This window comes from Micromonospora sp. DT43, from assembly GCF_049841645.1.
Classification (GTDB): Bacteria; Actinomycetota; Actinomycetes; order Mycobacteriales; family Micromonosporaceae; genus Micromonospora.
In genome coordinates, this window is the sequence record NZ_JBNCKR010000013.1 from 17,265 (window position 1) to 38,715 (window position 21,451).

A 21,451-nucleotide genomic window follows, 5' to 3' on the forward strand; every position below is an offset into this window, starting at 1 on the left:
ACGAACATCGTTCGGTCAGGGGTTGAGCAGTCTCCAGTCGCCTTCCGAGATGACCTCGACTGTGCCATCGACCACCTTGATGGCGGTGTTGTCGTCGATGGCGTAGGTCGGGACCGGGACTGTGGACGCCCACTTCTGGATGTGGGACAGCTCGGTGTCCTCCATGTCCGGATGATTGAGGTGCGGGTACAGCGTGAAATCCACAAGCCCCAGCGCCCGGTCGGCGTCCTGTGCCATGTCGCTGCCGTCGGGGACGAATCCAATGTCGAATTCGGCGTCGCAGTTGTACGGGGTGACCGCGATGCTCCCGGCGCTGACCCCCACATAAACCGTGTCCGTCAGCGACGGCAGAAGGTCGGCCAGGCCCGACTGGCGCAACCAGTGGGTCAGGTACAACACGTCGCCGCCCCAGACGAGGATCGCGTCGGCCTCGCGGACCGCCGGAACCCAGTTCTCCTTCCGAATGGTCGGCAGCGCGGTGAGCTCCAACATCCCCAGAGATTGCCAACCGAGCTGGGACAGCGGGATCTGCGCGTGGCCGTGGATCGCCTTCCACGCCCTCTCGCCTCCGCCGGGGAAGGGGTAGACACCGGTGGGGACGAACAGGGCCGTGGCCTCGGCGATCGGCTTGCCCAGCAGGTCGACGAGCGCGTCGGAGATGCTCGGGTTGCAGATGCCCCCCGACGTGAGAAGGAACTTCATGGAACCCGCCCTCCTGAGGTCATCGCCCCACCTTGCCAGTTGACCGCTGCTCGCGGTACTCGTGAATCCCCCAGGGCGGGTGGTCAGGCGGATCGCCGGTGGCGGCCGAGTGACAGCAGCAGGCCGGCGGCCGCCAGGGCGACTCCGCCGGCGGCGGTGTATGCGGGGAGTTGGGCGGGGATGCCGAGGTAGACGGTGATGCCCAGGATGCGGGACAGGCCCCAGGGCAGCAGGGCGAGCTGGTCGTTCCACACCGTCAGCGCGCGTTCCAGGCCCACCGCCGAGACCAGGGCGGACAGCACGCCGAGGGGCACACCCGCGGCGGTGAGGGTCAGCCCGACGGCGCTTCGGCGGCGCAGGCCGTACCGGTCCCGCAGCACCACGGCGACGACCACGAACAGCCAGCAGAACGCCGCGAACGCGACGGTGACGTACGCCGCGCGCACGCTCGGTGCAGTCCAGAAGGCGAACCAGTAGCCGCCCGGTCCGCGCCCGGCGAGCGCCGCCAGCAGCAGTACGCTGCGCAGCAGCGCGACGCCGCCGACCACCGCCCACAGGTGGAACGGGTCCCGGCGACCGACGACGAGGCGTACGACGAGGGCGAACAGCGCCCACCCACCGAGGGTGACCAGCAGGTGCGCCGGCGCGGCGAACCAGGTAAACACGAGCCGGCTCGCCACCAGCACCACGGCCGGGACCAGCCACACCAACACCCGGTCCGCCCGCGTCGTGGGCGTCGGCAGCGCGGCGACCCGCCACGGCCGGAGCGCGCCGAGCAGCAACCCGCGCGCGGCGGCCGCGCCGAACCCGCGCCCGTACCGGCCGAGCAGCACCACCAGCAGGATCGACCCGAGCATCACCCGGGCCGCCCAGGCCATCGCCGGGTCCCGGTCGGCGCGCCGCGCCCCGAGATCGGCGGCGGTGAAGTTGTACGCCGGCAGGTCCAGATCGGCGCCGTAGCGCTGCCGGTGCGCGTCGCGCGCGTCCTGGAATGCGGCAGCGGCCAGCCGCCAGTCGTGGCGGGCGGCCGGATCGCCCGTGTCCAGCCACTGCGCGTGCCGCAGCACCATGGCCCGGTACGCGCCAAGCGTCTCGAACAGGTCGACCTGGTAGTCGAGAGTCGCGGTGAAGCGCCCGCGCAGTTCGGCGTCCCGCCAGGTCGCCGGTGCGGTCGCGGCGATCAGGTCGCGCATGCGCCGGGCCAGCACGACGGCCTGGGTGCCCTCCTCGATGGCCTCGTCGACACGGCCGCCGGTCACCGCGTAGATGCTGTCCAGCGCGGCGGAGTCGCCGGTCGGGATGTCCCACTCGAAGATCCACATCATGGGTGGCGGTTCCAGCCCGAGCGCCCGTACCGACCGATCGGCGTACGGACCGATGTAGAGGCCCTTGGTGACCGCCTGCCGGGACAGCGCCATGGCCTGCCCGATCGCGGCGACGGTGGCCGGGTCGCCGGAGAACGTGCGGTACGCCCAGTCCGCCGTGACCTGTGCCGGGTCGACGGTCGGGTCCCAGGCCAGGCGGCCGACGGCGTACGTGTTGAGGTCGTAGAGCTGCCAGAACCCGGCGCGCAGGTACAGCGACATCGGCCCGGCGCGCAGCGGTCCGCCGTCCTGGGTCCAGTTCCAGACGCCCTCGACGTTCGGATTGGCGGCAAGGAACGCGCGCAGCGCCTCGCGGTGCAGCGGGCCGAGGTCGTTGGGCAGCGAGCCGAACCCCTCGAACTCGCGTCGCGCCTGGAACTCCACGATGCGGCGGTGCCCGCCGCCCAGCAGGGTGGTGTTCAGCGGCAGGTGGCTGTAGAAATCGCCCAGGGTGTACTTGGTGGACACGATCAGGTGCGGGTCGTCGATCCCGCCGAGGACCTTCGCGTACGACACCGGATTGGTGTGCAGGTCGCCCACGGCGCCGACGCCCACCGTCCACGTGCGGAAGATGATCTCCTTTCCGGCTGGGCCCGCGGTGTCCAGCAGCGCCCGCAGCATCGCGCGCACGGCTGTCTCCGTGGTGACCGCGAGCCGTGACGAGTAGTCCCAGCCCGTGCCGGCGTACACCTCGCCGCCCTCGCCGACGCGGACCATCAGGCCGTCGACGAACGGCATGCTCTCGAACAGCTCGGCCAGACCGGCCTGGTAGACCGCCCACAGCCGTGGGTCGTCCGTGTCGAGACCGCCGACGGTCCGCGTCAGGTACGCCTCCAGCGGAGGCGACACCGCGAGCATGTCGGTCAGCAGGAAGACCCGTACGCCCATGTCCTCGGCGTACCGGAAGACGGGGCCGAACGCCGCGACCATCGCCCGTGCGCGGTCGACGTGCGAGTCCCCGGGCGGGTAGACCGCGCGTCCGTCGCCGACCTTCGCGAACGTGACGTACTCCAGGAAGCCGGGCACGACGATTCCGTTGTATCCCTGCGCCACCGAGTGGTCGACGAACTGCCGAAACTGCGCGTCGATGCGGGCCACCGCGCCGGCGTCCACCCACGGCGCGCGAGGCAGCACCGCCGACCCGACCACATCGGTGTTCAGGCCATAGTCGTCGCCGGGGGCGAAGACGGCCGGGTCGGGCTCGCGCCCCACCGAACCCGCGTCGGTCAGCCGCAGGCCGAGCCGGGGGGTGACCACCCGACCCGCGTCCGTCGCGGGGAGCGCCTCGGCGCCGGAGCGGATCCGGTCGGCCAGCCGGTACATCCCGGCTGCCACGCCCGCGACGTCACCGCCCTGGACGGCCAGCTCGGTGCCGCGCACGTCGAGCCGGTACGACTCCGGCGTACCGCCGAGGGTGGCCAGCACGCCCGCCCGCAGCGTGCTCACCGCCGACAGGTCCGGGGCCGCGACGCGTGCCGTGCCGGGCGTCGGCACGGCCGTCGCGGACCTGGCCGGGCTCGACGCGGCCGGGGCGAGCACCGGCCGGGGCAGGCCGCGGAAGACGACCGCGTCGGCGACGGCGGCTGCGGCCTTCCGCAGGCGCGGCTCGTCGGGCACGACGAGGGACGCCAACGGCGGGACGGGCGCGGGCGTGAGCGCCGGCGCGGCGGCGGCATCCTCGTGCGGCACGGCGGCGGGGGCGTGGCTCAGCCCCAGCGTGTCGCCGACGGCCCAGGCCGTGGCCGCGCCGAGCGCCAAGAGGACCGCCGCGGCGACGAGCAGCGGGTACGGCCGGCGGACCGGCGCGACGTGAGCCACGCTCGCATGGTAGTGGCCTCACCGGCCATCGTTCTCGACGAGCAACGGGTTGCACTGAACGATCGAGGTCAGACGGACTGACCATCGTCCCGTGGGCTCCGCGCGCGGTGTACGGCAGCGGTGGTCCTGGTCACTGACCTGCGCGCCGGTCTGTGGCAGCGTGCGGGGCGACCGTCGCCGTACCGAGAGAAGGCCATGCTCCCCAGGACCGCCGAGACGCAACCGCCACCGCCCGTCGTCGAGCTGCACGACGTCACGTTCCGGCGGGACGGCAAGCAGATCCTGCACGGCATCGACCTCACCGTGCGCGAAGGGGAGCACTGGGCGCTTCTCGGCCCGAACGGCGCGGGCAAGAGCACACTGCTGGGATTCTGCGGCGCGCTGACCCATCCGACCTCGGGAACCGTGCGGATCCTCGGTCAGCAGCTCGGCCGCGTCGACCTGCAACAGTTGCGTAGGGCGATCGGTCACGTGAACCCCCGCCATCCGCTGCGATCGCCCCTGACCATCCGTGAGGTCGTGCTGACCGGGCTCGTCGGGTCGGTCGACCTGCCGCCGCGCTGGCAGCCGACCCTGGACGACCGTCACCGGGCGGACTCCCTGCTGGGCATGTTCGGGCTGGTCGACAGGGCCGACGAACGCTGGCCCACCCTCTCGCAGGGCGAGCGGGGTCGCGCCCTGATCGTCCGGGCGCTCATCAGTCAGCCGCGACTACTGCTGCTGGACGAGCCCTCGACCGGTCTCGACGTAGCGGCCCGGGAACAGCTGCTCGAGACCATCGACCTCCTCCGCGAGACCCACCCCCGCCTCGCTTCGATCATGGTCACCCACCACCTCGAGGAACTTCCGGCGACGACGACCCACGCGATGCTGATCAGCGGCGGCAGCGCGGTCGCCGCCGGTCCGGCCGATGAGACGGTCACGACCGCCCAGGTGTCGGCGGCCTTCGCGCACCCCATCGAGGTACGTCACGAGGACGGGCGCTGGGCGGCCCGCGCGGGGTCCGTCCGCCGGTTCGCGGTCGCCACCGGCTGAACACCCTTCCGGTACGCCTGTGACAGACCGCTGCCCGGCACCCCCGCGATGAGGGTGCCGGGCAGCGGCGGTGTTCAGAGGGCGATCCGGTCGAACTTCTCCCAGAGGCCGATCGACGTCCGGTTGGCGATGAGCGGCTTGACGCCGGCGCTCTCCGCCACCACGTATCTGCCGTTGGCCGCGGCGCGCAGGCTGATCGTGCCGTCCGAGTTGTTGATGATGGTGAACTTCTCCCAGGGCCCGACCTTGGTGCGGTTGGCGATCAGTGGCTTGGCGCCGCCGCTCTCCGCCGTCACGTACCGACCGTTGGCACGTGCCCGCAGCGCGACGTAACCGCCGCCCGCACTGATCACGTCAAACTGCTCCCACCGGGCAACCGTGGTGCGGTTGGCGACGAGCGACTTGGCGCCGCCGCTCTCCGCCACCACGTAGCGCTTGTTGGCCCGTGAACGGAGGGCGACCGGAGGCGCGGCCACCGGCGCGCCGGTCAGCTCAGTAAGGGCTGCCCAGGTGCCGTTGAAGGCGTTCTGGCTGTAGTTCCCGGGCTTGCTCGGGTTGCCAGCTGCGTACTGCCAGATGGTCTCCGCGGTCCAACCCGCCGGCAGGGGTGGACGAGCGGTGGTGTAGCCGGCGATGTCCAACGGGTTGGCGCCGAACGACGCGTTCTTGCCGGTGCACGGGTTCCAGTAGTTGGTGTTCGTGTAGATCATCACGGGCCGGCCGATGCGTGCCTTGACCTGGTCGGTGAAGGACCGGATCCAGTTCGACATCTCGGTCGGGGTCAGCCCGTAACAGGTGGGCGCGCCACTCCAGTAGGGCCACTCGATGTCGACCATCGGCACGAGGGTCTGGCCGTCCTTGGTGAAATTCGCGCTGTCGACGAAGAAATTGGCCTCGTTGATCGGGTCGCGCTTGTCCGGACGGGCGAAATGGTATGCCCCGACGAGCAGGCCGGCGTCCTTGGCCCCGGAATAGTCCTGGGCGAAGTACGGATTGAGGTACGTCCTGCCTTCCGTCGCCTTGACGTAGGCGAACTTGACGCCGCTGGCCGCGACCGCGTCCCAGTTGATCGGGCCGAGGTTGTGGTCGTGGCTGGAGACGTCGACGCCCCGGATGGTGTAACCCGCAGGGATGGCGGCGGTCTTGGCCATCGCGCCGCTGCGCGCGCCCGGGGCGATGCCGGCGTTCGCTCGGCCGCCACCGTCGGCGGACGGGTCTGCGGCCTGCGCCGGCTGCGTGACGCTGAGCGCCGTACCGACCGCGAGGCCGGCGGACATCAGCACGCAGAGCAATCTTCTAGGCATGGTGAGGTGGGTTTCTCCTTGCTCGTGGGGCCGAGGTGACCGTCGGCAGTGGCGGGCGGAACCCGCCACGCCTGTGCCCCGCGCCGAGGGGGCGCGGCTGGCTGACTCCCTCGACCTGGGTCCGCAGAGTATTTCCTGTCGACGGCGGGTCACGCTGTCCGCTGGAGCGAAATTGGATCATCGGCAGGACGCGTCGAGCCGTACGGTGGAGATCGGGAGCCGGGGACGGCGGCCGGGCCGGGCGGTCAGAGACGTGACACCAGGCCGGATTCCCATGCCCACGCGGCTATCCGGACGCGGGTGACGTGGGCATTCTCCCGATCGGTTGGCTGAGGGCGGACTGGCCGACACTGTTTCAGGTAGCCATGGCGGCTGGCGCGGCGCTGTTTCTCCTGGCGAGCATCGACTACGCCGACGGCACCAGGGACCACGACCCGCAGGATCTGCGCCTCCGCCGCGTCTCCGCCTGGATCCGTACGGGCAGGTTCGCCACCTACGTCGCGATGGCGTGCCCGTCGCCGTACGCGCTGATCCGGCTGGCGTGGTCACGAGGTTGGGCCGTCGGAGCACCTGAGCCTTTCGTCGTTTCCCTGCTCCGCAACCAGCCGGAGAACGTGTACATCGAGCCGACCCTCGCGTCATTCGCGATGGGTGGCGTCGTCCTGACCTCTGGGCTGTTGTCTCGGTGGGGAAGGGTGTTCCCACGCTGGATCCCCGGACTGCGTGGCAAGGTCGTACCGATGTGGTTCCCCCTGCTGCTCGGCGGGTCGGCGGTCGTCGGCATCTTCGCGTTCGGCCGCGGACTACTGCTGGGACAGTTGGGCGTGCAACTGCCTGGCCAACTCGACAGATTCCAGTTGTGGGGAGAGCCGGTCTACGACCGGGCGTACTGGGGCGCGGGCGGGCTGGGCTGGTGCCTCTTTCCACTGTGGTCGATCTCGTTGGCGGTCGCGCTCGCCGGCTACCACTACCGCTACGCCTCGTCCGACCAGGAGCTGACGCGGTAATAGTCGTTCATGAGGCTGGCATCCCAGGATGCCGGCGATGCGCCATCCTCAACTATATGAATCTTTTGTACGTTCTGTGCGGAAATACCTAGGCTGAACCGTATGTACAGAACTGGCTCGTCACCCGACACCACCGAGTTCTCGGGGAAGCGTGCGATCGTCACGGGAGGGTCCCGCGGGATCGGCGCGGCCATCGTGCAGCGGCTGCTCGACGGGGGCGCGACAGTCGTCACCACGGCCCGTAACGCCTCCGACGAGACACCCAAGGCAGCCACCTTCATCCAGGGCGACATCGGCACGCTCGCGGGTGTGCAGGCATTCGCCAAGGCAGCACTCGGCGAACTCGGCGGCGTCGATATCGTGGTCAACAACGCGGCTGCGGCACGCGCCCACCTCGGCGGCGTCTCGTCCATCCCCGACGAGGAATGGCTCGACGCGCTCCACCTCAACTACCTGTCCGCCGTGCGGGTCAACAACGCGCTGCTGCCGGCGCTGCACGAGGCCGGCCCGGGCGGCGCGATCGTCAACATCTCCTCGGGAGCCGCGCTCACGCCGGCGCCGCCACTGGCGCACTACGGCGCCGCCAAGGCCGCCCTCAACACCTACGGCAAAGCCCTCGCCGCCGAACTCGCGCCCGCCGGAATCCGCGTCAACACGATCATCCCCGGCAACGTGCTCACCCCGGGCGCCGACGCGATCCGCCAGAACTTCGCCGACGCGATGAACGTCCCGCTCGCCGCCACCACAGCGAGCATCCCCCTGGGCCGTCCCGGAGACCCACGCGACATCGCCGAGGCCGTCGCCTACCTCGTATCGGACCGCGCGCAGTGGGTCACCGGAGTGAGCCTCACAGTCGACGGCGGTGAAATCCCCGTCGTCTAGCGTCACGTTCGGTCAGCCGCGTGAACGGCTGGCCCCCCGACTTCCTCAGCTGTTCCCCCGTAGCTGGCGACGCAGGTCGGCGTGTCGGACGGTGTCCACGACGATCACCGCCGTGAGTGTCAGCACCAGCGCCGCGAGTGCGGCCAGCGGCGGCACCAGCGCCGTGAGCGGTATGCCCGCGAGCAGCACGCCCACGGCGATCAGCCGTACGCCGCTGAGCGCCATGTGCATACTCGGTCACCCGAGTGATCGCGAAGACGTACACCAGGTCGAAGAACAACTCGAACGTCGTTGCCGCCTGGCCCTCGCCTGTCATCCGAACGGCGCGCAGGAGCCGCGACTCCCGACGAACGGCCCGCTCCTGCGACACGACAGCGCCCCCTGCGCTCATTTGCCCCGTTTTGAACGGTGGAGCACATCGTATCGGGGGAAGTGGCGATCACCCGTCCAGGCGGGCAACACCACAACTCGTCGTCATGGGTACGGCCGGTGAACCTGGGCAACGTGAGCCATGGCTCAGAAGTCCTTCTCGGAGATCTCATCGACGGGGCGTATCTCGACGGACCCGACCTTGGCGTCGGGAAAGCGGGAGGCGATCTCGGCGGCGCGCTCAGGGCTGTCGCATTCGAGGAAGAAGACGCCAGCGAGGTACTCCTTCGCGTCCGGGAACGGCCCGTCGGTCGGGCTCGGCACGCCGCCGAGAGCGGACAGCCTCGTGCCCTCGGCGGGGGCGGCCAGCGCGGCGGCGGTCAGCAGCTCACCACTGGTGCGGATCTCCTCGACCAGGTTGACGTGCTGAGCGACCCGATCGGCGCGTTCCTGCTCCGAGAGCGTCTCGCCGTCCTGCAGGAAAAGCGGGTGTTTCCAGGTAGCGGAGTTGGTGTAGATCAATACCACGTACCTCACAGGCAATCCTTCACGTTTGTCGTCCGCTGCCGAACGTCGGACGTCCTGGCCTGGTGACCGCCGCAGGCTACCGTCCACGTCGGACCAGGCTCCCGCCGACGCCGGAGCCGCTCACCCCTCCCCCCAGACGTCGGATCCGGCACGGCACGGCCGACTCGGGGACGTGTGGGTGTGACACGGGTCACAACCCCGATGTGGCCGTGTACGTCTCGATCGTGTCCCAGGGGTCCGACGAGCAGATAGACACCTTCCGCGGTCGACAGGGGAGTGACCAGATGACTGACAACGAGGAGCGTGGCCCGCGTCCGCCCGACGGGGCGCCGGTGCTGCTGGAGACGCCGGATCGACCGGACGCCGTCAGCGGGCCGGCCGACGTGGCGGCGGCCGCTCGGGCGCGATGGGCCGTTACCGGGGTCTTCTTCGTCAACGGCCTGCTGCTGTCGACGTACATCACGCGGATCCCGTCGATCAAGGCTGCCCACCAGTTCGGTGACGCGCAGTTCGGCATGATCCTCACGCTGCTAGGCGTGGCGGCGTTGCTCACCATGCAGTTCGTCGGCGGCATGGTGGCACGGTTCGGCAGCTCCCGGGTGATTCGCACGATGTTGCTGTGCATGCCACTGACGCTGGCCGCGGTCGGTCTCGCGCGCACCACCCTGCAGCTCGCCGTCGCGGTGATCCTGCTCGGCATCGTGCACGGCGCCACCGACGTGGCGATGAACGGCCATGCCGTCGTGGTCGAGCGGGTCGGTCGGCGGCCTATCATGAACGGCTGCCACGCGGCGTGGAGCATCAGCGCCGTGCTGGCGTCGCTCGTCGGCGTCGGTCTGATCAAGGCCGGCGTCGCGCCGTCGTGGCATCTGGCCGGCGTTGCCGTCGTGATGCTCGCGGCAAGCCTTCCGCTGACCGCGACGTTGCTGCCCGCGTCGGTCGACCGCAGCCCGGTGCAGGCCTCCGCCGACGCCAGGCCCCGGGCGAGCTGGCGTACCGGTTGGAGCCGCCGGGTGCTGATGTACGGCGCGATGGGCGCGACACTCATGGTGTGCGAGGCTGCCGTGACCAGCTGGAGCGGCATCTACCTGCACGAGATCCGCGGCGCCGAGCTGGCCGTGGCGTCGCTGGCCTTCACCGCGTACACCGCCTTCCAGACGTTGATCCGGCTGTTCGGTGACCGCCTTACCGAACGCTTCGGCGGTGCGGTCCTGTTCCGGGTGAGCGGGCTGGTCGGCATCGCCGGCATCGCGGTGGTCGTCCTCGTTCCCTCGCCCTACGTGGCGATCGCCGGGTTCGCCATCCTCGGCGCCGGCACCGCCGTGCTGCTGCCGCTGATCTTCAGCGCGGTGGGCCACGCCGGTGGCGACGGGCCGGGCGCGACCACTTTCGTCGCGCGGGCCACGACCTTCGCGTACGGCGGCATCCTGCTCGGCCCGGCGATGGTCGGTTGGTTCGCCGCGGTCTTCGGTCTCACCTGGACGTTCGCTGGTCTGCTCCCGCTGATGGCGGCGATCGCGCTGAACAGCCGCGTCATGGGACAGGCCGACGCCGCCGCCCACCGGGAGGCGGCCGCCTGAGCGGGGAGCGGGGACGGTGCGATCGCCCACCCGGTCGGCTGCCGACTACCCCCTCAGCTGAGGCGGGCGAGACGCCCTTCCAGATAGCGACGCTCCGGCAGACTGGTGGCGCGGCGAGCGGCCAGCTCGTACGTGTCACGTGCCGTGTCGTGCTCGCCGGCCATTTCCAGCAGATGCGCGCGTACGGCGTGCAACCGGTGGCCGTCGGCCACCCGGGCGTCGCCGAACAGCGGCTCGAGCACGGCGAGCCCGGCGTGCGGCCCGTGCACCATGGCCACCGCGATCGCCTCATTGAGCTGCACGACAGGATTCGGCCAGATCTGGGCGAGCAGCCGATAGAGCACGAGGATCTGGGGCCAGTCAGTGTCCTCCGTCCGAGCCGCCTCGTCGTGCACCGCCGCGATGGCGGCCTGCAACTGGTAGACCCCCAGCGGCGCCGACGACAGCGCTCCAGTGATCAGCTTGACGCCCTCGTCGATGTAGTCACGGTTCCACCGGGAGCGGTCCTGTTCGCCAAGCGGGATGAGGTTCCCGTCCGGGCCGGAACGCGCCGGACGACGCGCCTCGGTGAGCAGCATCAACGCCAGCAGCCCGGTCACCTCCCCGTTGTCGGGCAGCAGCTGGTGCAGCTCGCGGGTGAGGCGTACCGCTTCGGCGATCAGCTCCGGACGGTTCAACTCGGCCCCGGTCGTCGCGGCGTACCCCTCGTTGAAGATCAGATACAGCACCTGCAGCACGACCGCGAGCCGGTCGTCCAGCTCGCCCTCGGGCGGCAGTCGGAACTCGGCGCCGGCCGCCTTGATGCGCTGTTTGGCGCGGGTGATGCGGCGGCTCATCGTCGCCTCCGGCACCAGGAATGCCCGCGCGATCTGTGCTGTCGTCAGCCCGCCCACCGCGCGCAGGGTGAGCGCGGCCTGCGACAGCGGTGAGACGGCCGGATGACAGCAGAGGAACAGCAGGGTCAGCGTGTCGTCAGGAGTGCCCCGGTCATCGGCTGGGGGCGCGTGCATTTGATCGGCGGGGGTGAGCGCCGCAACGGTCACCTCACGCTGGTGACGCGCCGTCTCGCTGCGCCGCGCGTCCACCAGCCGCCGGGTGGCGACCCGGATGAGCCAGCCCACGGGGTTGTCCGGGACGCCTTCCTGCGGCCACTGCACGGCAGCGGCCACGAGCGCCTCCTGCACGGCGTCCTCGCACGCGTCGAACGAGCCGTGCCGCCGGACCAGGGCGCCGAGCACACGGGGCGCCAGCCCGGCCAGAACGTCGTTCATCCTCACCCGCCTTCGGCCGCGAACCCCGTCAGCATGCTCGATCCGGCCGAGGTGCGGGTGCCTCGCGGCCAGGGTGGAGCAGGGATCTCGTCGTCAGGTGGAAGGCCGGTCGCTGACTCGGCTCGGACTCAGAACGTGTCGCGTCCGGTCCCCGGTCCACGCCGCTTCGAGGATCGCGGTGAGACTGGCGGTGTCGGTCGGTCCGGGATGGTTCTGGATCAGGCGGGTGACGCCACTGGCCATCTCCGCGAAGCGCGGGAGGTCGGCACGTGCCACGCCGATGTCCGCCAGGGTGGGCGGGATGCCGATGTCGGCGAGGAGCCCGTCGAGCCAGGTGAGGAACGTGTCTGCGGCCTCGGCCTCCGAGGCGTCGGTGACGTCGAGCCCGCACACCCCGGCGAGGATGGCCAACCGGTCGCCGATGGCATCCCTGGCCGCGTCCAGAGCGTAGGGCAGGAGCAGCCCGACGCCGAGGCCGTGCGGCGTGTGCGTGGCCGCGCCGATGGGGTACTGGAGAGCGTGCGGGGCCGCGTTGCCCGCGTGGGAGAAGGCGAGCCCGGCGAGCATGGACCCGTAGGACATGTCGGCGCGCGCCTCCGTGTCGCCTCCGTTGTGGACAGCACGACGCAGGCTACGGGCGATCCGCTCCGCGGCCAGGAGCGCGTAGTGGTCGGTGATCGAGTTGCGGCCGAGGAACACCTGCTCCACCGGGTCGCGCGGTCCGTGGGCGCGGGGTCGCGCGGTGTAGCTCTCCACCGCGTGACAGAGCGCGTCGATGCCGGAGTGGGCGGTGACGGTCGCCGGGCAGGTGTAGGTGAGCTCGGGGTCGACGATGGCGAAGTCGGGCACGATGTGGACGCTGGAGACGCCCACCTTCAGTTCGCGGTCGGGGTCGGTCAACACCGAGACGGGGGTGAGCTCGGAGCCGGTGCCCGACGTCGTCGGGACCGCGACCAGAGGAATCGTCGGCCCCGGCACCTTCGACTCGCCGTAGAAGTCGCGCGGCGTCCCACCGTGGCGGCGGATGACTCCGACGATTTTGGCGAGGTCGATCACCGTGCCGCCCCCGATGGCGAGGATCACGTCGGCGTCCACCCTGGCGGCGGCCGAGACGGCCAGGGCGACGTCGGCCAGTGGCACGTCGGAGGTCGCGTCGGAGAACACCTCGACGGCGTCGACCTTCTTCCGCACGGCGGCCACGATCTCGGCCACGCCAGGCTGCCCCAGAAGAACCTGGTCGGTCACGATGAGGACCCGCGAGCCGCTCTCGGCCACCACTCGCGGGATGTTCTGCGCGACCCCTTCACCCACTATCAGCTGGCGTGGTCCGCGGACGGTCTCAAGCATGTCGGTGCCTCTCCGGAACGTCGGCGGCGATGTGCTGGGCGGACGTCCAGGTCGCCCGCGCGACCGGGACGGCATCGGCAGGGTTGGCCGCTCGGGTGACGCGGGCGCGCGCTCCGGGCGCGCGGAGCAGCGGGCCGGTCACGGTAGGTCGATCGCCGCGTAGGTGAGGTCGAGGTACTCGAGGATGCCCTCGTGCGATCCCTCCTTGCCGATCCCGGACTGCTTCACGCCTCCGAACGGAGCTGACGGGTCCGAGATCAGACCACGGTTGATGCCGACCATCCCCGTATCCAGCCCCTCAGCGAACTTCAGCGCCCGCTGGAGGTCACGGGTGAAGACGTATCCGACCAGGCCGTGCTCGGTGTCGTTGGCCTTCGCCAGCACCTCGTCGTCGGACGTGAACGAGATGATCGGCGCCACCGGGCCGAAGATCTCCGCCCGGAGCATCCGCGCGTCGTCGGGCACGTCGACGAGGACCGTGGGCGGGTAGAAGTGGCCCGGCCCATTCGGGCGCTCGCCGCCCACCAGGACCCGGGCGCCGCGATCGACCGCGTCGGCGACGAGCCCGTCGATCGTGGTGACCGAGGCCTCGTCGATCAACGCCCCGACGTCCACGCCGTCGTCGAGACCATGGCCCACCGAGAGCGCGCCCATCCGCTCCACGAAGCGCGCCGTGAACTCCTCGCGTACCGGCTCCTCGACGTAGATCCGGTTGGCCGCGATGCAGGACTCCCCGATGTTGCGCATCTTGGCCACCATGGCACCGTCGACCGCGACGTCCAGGTCGGCGTCCGCACACACGATCAAGGCCGCGTTGCCGCCCAGTTCCATTGAGGTACGCAGGACGTTGTCCGCAGCCTGTCGGAGCAGTACGCGCCCGACCTCGGTCGACCCGGTGAACGACAGCTTGCGGGTCCGACTGTCGGCCAGCAGCGCGGAGACCACCTCGCCGGAACGCTTGGTGGTCACCACGTTGACGACGCCCGGGGGGACGCCGACCTCCTCCATGATGCGAGCCAGGAACAGCATGGTGAGTGGGGTCTGGCCTGCCGGCTTGGTGATCGTCGTGCAGCCCGCGGCCAGCGCAGGAGCGATCTTGCGGGCACCCATGGCCAACGGAAAGTTCCAGGGCGTCACGAAGACGCACGGTCCGACCGGCTTCGGCACGGTGAGGATGCGATATCCACCTGCGGGAGCGGTGCTGTAGCGCCCCTCGACGCGCACCGCCTCCTCGGCGAACCAACGGAAGAACTCGGCGCCGTACGCCACCTCGGCCCGAGCCTCGGCGAGCGGCTTGCCCATCTCGAGCGTTATCAGCCGGGCGACCTCCTCGGATCGCTCGGTCAGCGCCCGGTACGTCGCGGTCAACAACTCGGACCGTTTCCGCGGCGGGGTCGCCGCCCACTGGGCCATTGCGGTGCTCGCCGCGTCCAGAGCGGCGAGCCCGTCGGCGACGCCGGCGTCCGCCACCTCGGCGATGGTCTTGCCGGTGGCCGGATCCTCGACGGCGAAGGTCGCTCCGCTCGCGGCGTCGCGCCAGGCGTCGCCGATCCGGAGCCGCCGGTGCTCGGGGGCCAGGACGTTCATCGGGTCACTCATCGCGTCGCCTCCTGTGCTCTTCTTGGTGCTGTCCTGTCCGCCCGCGCCACCGATCGCCTTCTCGGGCCGTGCGCACCGGTGACGATCCGCCGACGCTCGACTGCCATCCGCGGGCGCGTGTGCCGTCGCCGCCCTGCGCGGCTATCGCCCAGCCTCGGACAGCGACAGCCCGGTGCCCGCGTCGAACAGGTGCGCGCGGTCCAGGTCGACAGTGACGAGCAGGCGCTCGCCCGGCGTACCGGTGACTGTGGGTCGTGCCTTGACCTTGAGGATCTCCTTGCCGACTCGGACGTCGACCACCGTTCGGTCACCGAGTGGTTCGAGCCCGTAGAGCTCTCCCGACAATGACGCGCTTCCACGCTGTTCGACGGACAGGTCCTCCGCGCGCAGGCCCAGCAGCAGCGCACGACCGTCCTCGGCAGTGGTCCAGCGCGGCCGCGGCAGCGTCCAGCCTTCCGCACCGACCAGACGATCGCCCTCGGCGCGGCAGGCGAGCAGGCTGATCGGCGGGCTCCCGACGAATCCCGCGACCCACTGGTTGGCGGGACGCTCGTACACCTCGGTCGGCGTTCCGACCTGTTGCACCTTCCCCTCCTTCAGGACCGCGACCTGGTCGGCCATGGACAGGGCCTCGACCTGGTCGTTCGTCACGTAGACGAATGTTGCTCCGAGGCTGCGGTGGATGCGGGTGAGCTCGGTGCGCATCTCGACGCGGAGCTTGAGGTCGAGGTTCGTCAGCGGCTCGTCCATGAGGAAGGCGCGCGGGCTACGGACCAGCGCCCGGGCCAGGGCGACACGCTGCATCTCACCGCCGGACAACTGCGCGGGACGACGCTGCAGCAGACGTTCGATGTGCAGCAGGCTCGACATCTGCTCGATGGCAGCGGCGATCTCGCTCGACGAACGGCGGCGTGCCCGCAGCGGCGACGCGATGTTCTCGTAGACCGTGTGTCGCGGGTAGAGGGCGTAGCTCTGGAAGACCATGGCCAGGTCGCGTGCAGCCGGGGCGTCAGCGGTCGCGTCCCTCCCGTCCAGTTGCACCGACCCGGCGTCAAGCTGCTCCAGGCCGGCGATCGCTCGCAGGGTCGTCGTCTTGCCTGCCCCGGAGGGCCCGAGCACCACGAAGAACGACCCGTCGGGCACGTCCAGCGTCACCCCGTCCAGGGCCTGGACCTTCCCGAAGGACTTGCACAGCCCGTGCGCTGCCACGGTTCCCATCAGGCCACCAGCTCTTCCGTGCTCACGTCGTAGACCGCCGGGGTCGCGCCGGTGTGCCGCAGCCCGACCGGCGCGTCAGTGGCGAACCGGACAGTCGGTGGCATCCGCACCCGTACGTCGTGCTGGCCGCCGTGGTCGACCACGTAGATGATCTCGTCGCCCAGCCACTCCGCCGAGACCACGCGGGCCGGGATCGAACGGTCCGCTGCCGGTTCGGTGACTTCCAGCGCCTCCGGCCGGACGCCCGCGACCAGGGAACGGTCGCGCGGCATGCCTGGCGGTGGCGTGAGGACCAGGCCGCCCTTACTGCGCAGCGCACCGTCGGCCACCTCCACCTCGATCAGGTTCATGGGTGGGGAGCCGATGAACGCGGCGCAGAAGAGGCTCGCCGGGCGGTCGTAGACCTCCAGCGGCGTGCCGATCTGCTCGACGCGACCCTTGTTGAGGATGGCGATCCGGTGACCGAGCGACATCGCTTCGACCTGGTCGTGGGTGACGTAGACCATCGTGGCCCCGAGCTCGCCCTGCAGGTGCTTGATCTCCGTGCGCATGTCCGCCCTCAGCTCCGCGTCCAGATTGGTGAGAGGTTCGTCCATGAGGAATGCGCGCGGCCGGCGTACCAGGGCGCGGGCAAGCGCGACGCGCTGCTGCTCCCCGCCGGACAGCTGACGCGGTCGCCGGTCCAGGAGCGGACCAAGCCGCATCAGCCGGGCGGCCTCCGCGACCCGCTCGTGCACCTCCGCCTTGGGTAGCCCCTCGGCCCGCAGTGGGAACGCCAGGTTGTCGCGGGTCCTCAGATGCGGGTAGAGAGCGTAGAACTGGAACACCATGGCGATGTCGCGATCGGCGGGCGGCAGGTCGTTGACAAGCGTCTCGCCGATGCGGATGTCGCCAGTCGTCTGCCTCTCCAGGCCGGCGATGGCCCGCAGCGTGGTCGTCTTGCCGCAACCCGACGGGCCGAGCATCACGAACAGCTCGCCGTCGCCGATGGAGAGGTCGACGTGCTCGACCGCGACCGTCCCGTCCGGGTAGCGCTTGTGCAGCGCCGTCACCTCGATGCCCGCCATCAGCGTCGCACCGCCCCGAGCGTCACGCCGGCGACGAGGTGCTTGCGCACCAGGTAGGCGAAGACGAGCACCGGTAGGGCGAACACCACGGAGGCGGCGGCCACGAGACCCCAGTCCGTGGTGGTGCCACCGATGAGGCCGGCGATGGCGGGTGGCGCCGTCCGCACGTCGTCGCTGGAGGTGAGGAAGATGGCGAACACGAACTCGTTCCACGAGAAGATGAGTGCGAAGACCGCCGTCGCGGCGATGCCGGGTACGAGCAGGGGAAGGGTGTATCGCCAGAACGCCTGCAAACGGGTGTAGCCGTCGAGCATGGCGGCATCCTCGTACTCCGCGGGCACCTCGTCGACGAATCCCTTCATCATCCAGATCGTGAACGGGACGTTGAAGGCCGCGTAGATGAGGATCAGGCCGAGCTTGCTGTCGATGAGCCCGACCTGGCGGTACATGAGGAAGATCGGGACCACGACCACTACGGGCGGCATGAAGCGGGTGGACAGGATGAAGAACAGTTGGTCCTTCCTGGCCCGCACGGCGAAGCGTGAGTAGGCCCAGGCCGCCGGGACCCCCAGCACGGTGGCCAGCAGCGTGGAGACCCCGGCGACCACGACGGAGTTGAGGAACGCGACCGACAGTGCCGAGCGCCCACCGCCGGGCGCGACGAACACGTCCTTGAAATGCTCCAGGGTCACGTTGAAGCCGAAGAACTTGGCCGGAATGGCGTAGACGTCGCGGCTGTCCTTGATGGATGTCTCGATCATCCACAGCACCGGGAAGAGCATCACGACGGCCAGCACGATCAGCAGCGCGACCTCCAGCCCGGAGCGGCCCCGGCCGCCGAGGCGACGCGCGGCGGGCGTGCGATCCGGGGCAGGACCTGTGGACACGGCCTCGTCGACGGAGACGGCCATCAGCCCTCCTTGAGCTTGTTCAGATAGCGCAGGTAGAGCTGCGTGAGGACGATGACGACGAGGACCATGAGGATCCCGTACGCCGAGGCGGTACCGGTGTTGAAGCCCAGGAACGCGACCTTGTAGACGTGGAACGACAACGTCTCGGTGGAGACACCCGGACCTCCGCTGGTGAGGATGTAGACGAGGTCGAACAGCCGGAAGGCCTCGATGCCCCGGAACATCACGGCGATGAGCAACAGCGGCCACACCAGCGGAAGAGTGATGGTGCGGAACCGGAACCACTCGGATGCCCGGTCGATCGAGGCGGCCTCGTACAGGTACTTGGGAACCGCGGTGAGGCCCGCGAGCGCGATGAGCATGATGAACGGCGTCCACTGCCAGGTGTCGACCACGATCAGGGAGAGCAACGCCGTTCGTTGCCGGGTGAGCCACTCCACCTGCCCCAGGCCGAGCGAGCCGAGCATGCTGTTGACCACGCCGAACTGCGCGTCGAGCATGAATCGCCAGAACAGCCCGACCACGACCGGTGACAGCATCATCGGAACCAGGAACAGGGTGGTGAGCGCGCCTCGCCCGCGCCTGCGCCGTGAGATCAGGTAGGCGATGCCGAAACCGAGCACGGTCTGCAGGGCGACCGCGCCGACCACGTAGATCAACGTCGTCAGGGCTCTCTGGTGGACCTGCGCCGACGTCAGGATGGCGGTGTAGTTCCCGAACCCGATGAAATTCGCGGGCCCTCCGCGGGTGGCCGAGTAGTCGGTGAAGGACAGGTACAACGCCCACAGCAACGGAAACACCGACATCGCGAGCAACAGCAGCAGCGCGGGGGAGATGAAGGCGACGGCGAGCCCGCGATCGGTCAGCCGGCGGGACCGACCCGGTGCAGGTGGCGTCGCGGACGCCACCTGCCCGGGGTGGTCGGTCGTCAGAGGGACAGGGTCACTCACAGTCCGCCGCCGCCCTTGCGGCCGCTGGAGTCGAGCACGCCCTGCTGCTCCTTGGCGATGTCGTCGAGCGCATCCTTCGGCTTCTTCGCGCCGTTGAGGGCCGCGTTCACGTTCGTGTTCTCGATGTTGACGAGGCGCGCGTACTCGGGCACGTTCCACATGTCGCGCATCCGCGGCACCGAGTCGGCGTACACCTGGTTGAACGGCCCGGCATTGAGGAACTCGGGCGACTGCAGGGCGTCCGTACGCGATGGCACGCCACCCGCGGCGGCCCACTTCTTCTGGATGTCGGCCCGCTCGAACCACTTCATGAAGTTCAGGGCCTCGGCCTGGTTCGCCTTGGCGGAGTAGGCCGACACGTGCATCCCCATACCGCCCAGCGGGACCAGGTTCGTCTTCTGGCTCGGCAGGGTGGCGAAACCCAACTTGTCGAGGATCTGCTTCCGCGTGGTGCCGAGCGTCGACTGCTTCGGGTCGAGCAGGCCGCCGCTCGCGGCGATCCAGTTGAAGGCGATGCAGGCCTTGCCCTGGGCGACCGCCGCGTTCGTCTCGTCGATGAACCAGTTGCCGGAGCCCTTGGCGGTCAGCGGCTTCATCTTGTTGACCAGGACGTCCATCGCCTCCTGGCCCGCGGCGTCGTTGATGACGCCGTCGATCTTGCGCGTCTTGGAGTCCCAGAGGTTGCCGCCGTAGATGCCGTTTACCGTGTTGTAGGTGACGGCCGCGGCGTCGGAGCCGTTGGCCTGGTGGAAGGCCAGCCCGCTGACGCCCGGGTTCTCCCGCTGGCACTTCTCGGCGGCGGAGATCATCTGGTCCCAGGTCTGCGGCGGCTTGTCGCCGATCAGGTCCTTGCGGTAGATCATCGTCCAGGTGTCGCCGAGCAACGGCAGTCCGTACAGGCTGGCGTTCTCGTCGCGCTTGCCGGTCTCCGCCTGGGGGAACTGGCCGTAGGCCGCCAGGAGGTACGGGTTGTAGGCGGCGACGTCGATGTTCTGCTTGACGAAGTCGGTGATGTCGAGGATGTTGCCGTTCGTCACCGCCTCGCCGATGTGTTGCGAGTCCAGGACCGCGATGTCGAAGTCGGTCTTGTGCGCGGCGAACTGGGTGAACATCGCGTCGTGCCAGTTCGCGTTCGGCACGGTGTTGACCTTGATGGTCGCGTTCGGCCGTTCCTTCTTGTACTCCGCGTTCGCGAAGTCCTCCAGCGCGTGGGCGGGGGGCCAGTCGAACCAGATGAAGCTGAGGGTCAGCGGGTCCTTGGTGAGCTCCGGGATGGTCGCCGGCGCCTTGGGGGCGCTCGCCTTCGCGTCGTCGTCCTCGCCGCCGCCGCAAGCCGTCAGGGTCGTGGCCACCAGCAGCATGGCCGCCGCCGCCAGCCGTGCCTTTCGCCCGGGAATGGATGTTCGTCCTGTTCGCTGTGGATGCCGCATAGTCCTGCCTGCTTTCCGAGTGGGGACTTCTAGGGCCTCGCTATGTGCTTCGCCGAGCAGTTGCTGTGTTGTTCAGGCGCGTTGCCGGGCTGCCGCGAGGGTCGGCCGGCGGACCGGCGCCACGAGATCGAGGTGGAGCGATGGCGGGCGGCTCCGCGATGATGCCGGATGCCGATCCTTCGACGCTTTTCCTATAGGATCCGGTGGGGGCGTCAGCATCCCGCAGCGTTGTGACTGATGTCAACAGGTTCCCGAAGGCGCAAGAAGGGTCCTCACGCCACGATGGACGACGAAGCGATGATCGCGCGGGGCCGTAGGGCCGGAACGGGCCGAACGCCGCCGGGAAGATCTGGCGGCCGGCTTGCCGACGAGGTGTACGACAGGCTGCTCGGACAGTTGATGTCGCTCCGGATCGAGCCGGGCGCCCGCGTCACGATCGACGTCCTGGCGCGGGAGCTGGGGGTCTCGCAGACGCCGATCCGAGACGCCCTGAACCGCATGGAGGCCGAGGGTCTGGTCGTGCGGGTGCCCCATGCTGGTTACCGCATTCCGCCCCAGATCACCCGGCACCGATTCGAGGACATGCTCGAGGTCCGCCTGCTCCTCGAGCCGGCGGCGGCGCGCCGATCCGCCGAACGCGCATCCTCGGAACAGGTGGCCGGCCTGCGCCGGATGCTGGAGGAGATGGCAGAGCTGGAAGGGGGCGACGGGCCCACTGCCTATGGCGCCTTCGGACTGCGCGACGCCGCGTTTCACGACCTCGTCGCCCTGAGCGCGGAGAACCAGGTCATCCGTGAGGCGCTCGCTCGCCTGCACAGCCACGTGCACCTCTTCCGGCTGCACCACGACACCCAGGTCACACACCTGGCGATGGCCGAGCACGAGGAGGTGGTGGCCGCGATCGCCGCGCGTGACCCCGACGCCGCCGCCTACGCGATGCGTCGGCACATCCTGCGGTCCGGCGAGCGTTTCCGGCGATTGTTCGACGAGGCCAAGGACGCGGACGGAGTGGCGGTAGAGGCTTGACGGGCGGACGGGGTAGAGGAATGCTAACTCAATCGATCGGATC

At 69.8% G+C, this 21,451-nt stretch carries 18 protein-coding genes; 5 read left to right on the forward strand and 13 right to left on the reverse strand.

Features of this window, described 5'->3' with window-relative positions:
- Positions 1-15 precede the first annotated feature (15 nt).
- Both ACLQ26_RS25825 and ACLQ26_RS25830 read right to left on the reverse strand, forming a co-directional pair.
- Entirely contained in the window at positions 16-702 is a 687-nt protein-coding gene (locus ACLQ26_RS25825) for a Type 1 glutamine amidotransferase-like domain-containing protein (protein ID WP_425746886.1), read from the reverse strand.
- Positions 703-785: 83 nt separating this feature from the next.
- Positions 786-3,884, reverse strand: a complete 3,099-nt coding sequence (locus ACLQ26_RS25830) for a hypothetical protein (protein WP_425746887.1) — start codon at positions 3,882-3,884, stop codon at positions 786-788.
- 195 nt (positions 3,885-4,079) lie between these two features.
- On the opposite strand from ACLQ26_RS25830, the gene ACLQ26_RS25835 reads away from it, so the two are divergent.
- Complete coding sequence (locus tag ACLQ26_RS25835; protein ID WP_425746888.1) at positions 4,080-4,919, forward strand: ABC transporter ATP-binding protein; 840 nt, start codon at positions 4,080-4,082, stop codon at positions 4,917-4,919.
- A gap of 74 nt (positions 4,920-4,993) precedes the next feature.
- On the opposite strand, the gene ACLQ26_RS25840 is transcribed toward ACLQ26_RS25835, so the two are convergent.
- Positions 4,994-6,223: a GH25 family lysozyme gene (locus tag ACLQ26_RS25840; protein ID WP_425746889.1), complete on the reverse strand. Its 1,230-nt coding sequence runs from the start codon at positions 6,221-6,223 to the stop codon at positions 4,994-4,996.
- 365 nt (positions 6,224-6,588) lie between these two features.
- On the opposite strand from ACLQ26_RS25840, the gene ACLQ26_RS25845 reads away from it, so the two are divergent.
- Together ACLQ26_RS25845 and ACLQ26_RS25850 are read left to right on the forward strand one after the other, a co-directional pair.
- Entirely contained in the window at positions 6,589-7,230 is a 642-nt protein-coding gene (locus tag ACLQ26_RS25845; RefSeq protein WP_425746890.1) for a hypothetical protein, read from the forward strand.
- Positions 7,231-7,332: 102 nt separating this feature from the next.
- Positions 7,333-8,112: an SDR family oxidoreductase gene (locus tag ACLQ26_RS25850; protein ID WP_425746891.1), complete on the forward strand. Its 780-nt coding sequence runs from the start codon at positions 7,333-7,335 to the stop codon at positions 8,110-8,112.
- A 45-nt stretch (positions 8,113-8,157) separates the two neighbouring features.
- Here the strand turns inward: ACLQ26_RS25850 and ACLQ26_RS25855 are convergent, their stop codons facing one another.
- Both ACLQ26_RS25855 and ACLQ26_RS25860 read right to left on the reverse strand, forming a co-directional pair.
- Entirely contained in the window at positions 8,158-8,343 is a 186-nt protein-coding gene (locus ACLQ26_RS25855) for a hypothetical protein (protein ID WP_425746892.1), read from the reverse strand.
- Positions 8,344-8,628: 285 nt separating this feature from the next.
- Positions 8,629-9,018, reverse strand: a complete 390-nt coding sequence (locus ACLQ26_RS25860; RefSeq protein WP_425746893.1) for a YciI family protein — start codon at positions 9,016-9,018, stop codon at positions 8,629-8,631.
- 275 nt (positions 9,019-9,293) lie between these two features.
- Between ACLQ26_RS25860 and ACLQ26_RS25865 the strand changes: the two genes are divergently transcribed.
- Positions 9,294-10,589, forward strand: a complete 1,296-nt coding sequence (locus tag ACLQ26_RS25865) for an MFS transporter (protein WP_425746894.1) — start codon at positions 9,294-9,296, stop codon at positions 10,587-10,589.
- Between the two features lie 53 nt (positions 10,590-10,642).
- Here the strand turns inward: ACLQ26_RS25865 and ACLQ26_RS25870 are convergent, their stop codons facing one another.
- The 8 genes from ACLQ26_RS25870 to ACLQ26_RS25905 form a co-directional block, all read right to left on the reverse strand.
- Complete coding sequence (locus ACLQ26_RS25870) at positions 10,643-11,860, reverse strand: RNA polymerase sigma factor (protein WP_425746895.1); 1,218 nt, start codon at positions 11,858-11,860, stop codon at positions 10,643-10,645.
- Positions 11,861-11,953: 93 nt separating this feature from the next.
- On the reverse strand, positions 11,954-13,207 hold the full coding sequence (locus tag ACLQ26_RS25875; protein ID WP_425746896.1) for an iron-containing alcohol dehydrogenase: 1,254 nt from the start codon (positions 13,205-13,207) through the stop codon (positions 11,954-11,956).
- Between the two features lie 138 nt (positions 13,208-13,345).
- Positions 13,346-14,806: an NAD-dependent succinate-semialdehyde dehydrogenase gene (locus tag ACLQ26_RS25880; protein ID WP_425746897.1), complete on the reverse strand. Its 1,461-nt coding sequence runs from the start codon at positions 14,804-14,806 to the stop codon at positions 13,346-13,348.
- Between the two features lie 141 nt (positions 14,807-14,947).
- Positions 14,948-16,024: an ABC transporter ATP-binding protein gene (locus ACLQ26_RS25885; protein ID WP_425746898.1), complete on the reverse strand. Its 1,077-nt coding sequence runs from the start codon at positions 16,022-16,024 to the stop codon at positions 14,948-14,950.
- The gene (locus tag ACLQ26_RS25890) at positions 16,024-17,091 is read right to left on the reverse strand and encodes an ABC transporter ATP-binding protein (RefSeq protein ID WP_425746899.1); all 1,068 of its coding nucleotides are present in this window, start codon (positions 17,089-17,091) and stop codon (positions 16,024-16,026) included. Before ACLQ26_RS25890 ends, ACLQ26_RS25885 begins: the two co-directional genes overlap by 1 nt.
- Entirely contained in the window at positions 17,091-18,002 is a 912-nt protein-coding gene (locus tag ACLQ26_RS25895; protein WP_425746900.1) for a carbohydrate ABC transporter permease, read from the reverse strand. Before ACLQ26_RS25895 ends, ACLQ26_RS25890 begins: the two co-directional genes overlap by 1 nt.
- Complete coding sequence (locus ACLQ26_RS25900) at positions 18,002-18,910, reverse strand: carbohydrate ABC transporter permease (RefSeq protein WP_425746901.1); 909 nt, start codon at positions 18,908-18,910, stop codon at positions 18,002-18,004. Before ACLQ26_RS25900 ends, ACLQ26_RS25895 begins: the two co-directional genes overlap by 1 nt.
- A 38-nt stretch (positions 18,911-18,948) precedes the next feature.
- Entirely contained in the window at positions 18,949-20,313 is a 1,365-nt protein-coding gene (locus ACLQ26_RS25905; protein WP_425746902.1) for an extracellular solute-binding protein, read from the reverse strand.
- 351 nt (positions 20,314-20,664) lie between these two features.
- On the opposite strand from ACLQ26_RS25905, the gene ACLQ26_RS25910 reads away from it, so the two are divergent.
- Complete coding sequence (locus ACLQ26_RS25910) at positions 20,665-21,408, forward strand: GntR family transcriptional regulator (protein WP_425746903.1); 744 nt, start codon at positions 20,665-20,667, stop codon at positions 21,406-21,408.
- Positions 21,409-21,451: the final 43 nt, after the last annotated feature.

Bases quoted from the DNA above. Each gene is read 5' to 3' on its own strand.
- ACLQ26_RS25825 (WP_425746886.1), bottom strand. From the start codon at position 702: ATGAAGTTCCTTCTCACGTCGGGGGGCATCTGCAACCCGAGCATCTCC.
- ACLQ26_RS25835 (WP_425746888.1), top strand. From the start codon at position 4,080: ATGCTCCCCAGGACCGCCGAGACGCAACCGCCACCGCCCGTCGTCGAG.
- ACLQ26_RS25840 (WP_425746889.1), bottom strand. From the start codon at position 6,223: ATGCCTAGAAGATTGCTCTGCGTGCTGATGTCCGCCGGCCTCGCGGTC.
- ACLQ26_RS25845 (WP_425746890.1), top strand. From the start codon at position 6,589: ATGGCGGCTGGCGCGGCGCTGTTTCTCCTGGCGAGCATCGACTACGCC.
- ACLQ26_RS25850 (WP_425746891.1), top strand. From the start codon at position 7,333: ATGTACAGAACTGGCTCGTCACCCGACACCACCGAGTTCTCGGGGAAG.
- ACLQ26_RS25855 (WP_425746892.1), bottom strand. From the start codon at position 8,343: ATGCACATGGCGCTCAGCGGCGTACGGCTGATCGCCGTGGGCGTGCTG.
- ACLQ26_RS25865 (WP_425746894.1), top strand. From the start codon at position 9,294: ATGACTGACAACGAGGAGCGTGGCCCGCGTCCGCCCGACGGGGCGCCG.
- ACLQ26_RS25870 (WP_425746895.1), bottom strand. From the start codon at position 11,860: ATGAACGACGTTCTGGCCGGGCTGGCGCCCCGTGTGCTCGGCGCCCTG.
- ACLQ26_RS25875 (WP_425746896.1), bottom strand. From the start codon at position 13,207: ATGCTTGAGACCGTCCGCGGACCACGCCAGCTGATAGTGGGTGAAGGG.
- ACLQ26_RS25880 (WP_425746897.1), bottom strand. From the start codon at position 14,806: ATGAGTGACCCGATGAACGTCCTGGCCCCCGAGCACCGGCGGCTCCGG.
- ACLQ26_RS25885 (WP_425746898.1), bottom strand. From the start codon at position 16,024: ATGGGAACCGTGGCAGCGCACGGGCTGTGCAAGTCCTTCGGGAAGGTC.
- ACLQ26_RS25890 (WP_425746899.1), bottom strand. From the start codon at position 17,091: ATGGCGGGCATCGAGGTGACGGCGCTGCACAAGCGCTACCCGGACGGG.
- ACLQ26_RS25895 (WP_425746900.1), bottom strand. From the start codon at position 18,002: ATGGCCGTCTCCGTCGACGAGGCCGTGTCCACAGGTCCTGCCCCGGAT.
- ACLQ26_RS25905 (WP_425746902.1), bottom strand. From the start codon at position 20,313: ATGCTGCTGGTGGCCACGACCCTGACGGCTTGCGGCGGCGGCGAGGAC.
- ACLQ26_RS25910 (WP_425746903.1), top strand. From the start codon at position 20,665: ATGGACGACGAAGCGATGATCGCGCGGGGCCGTAGGGCCGGAACGGGC.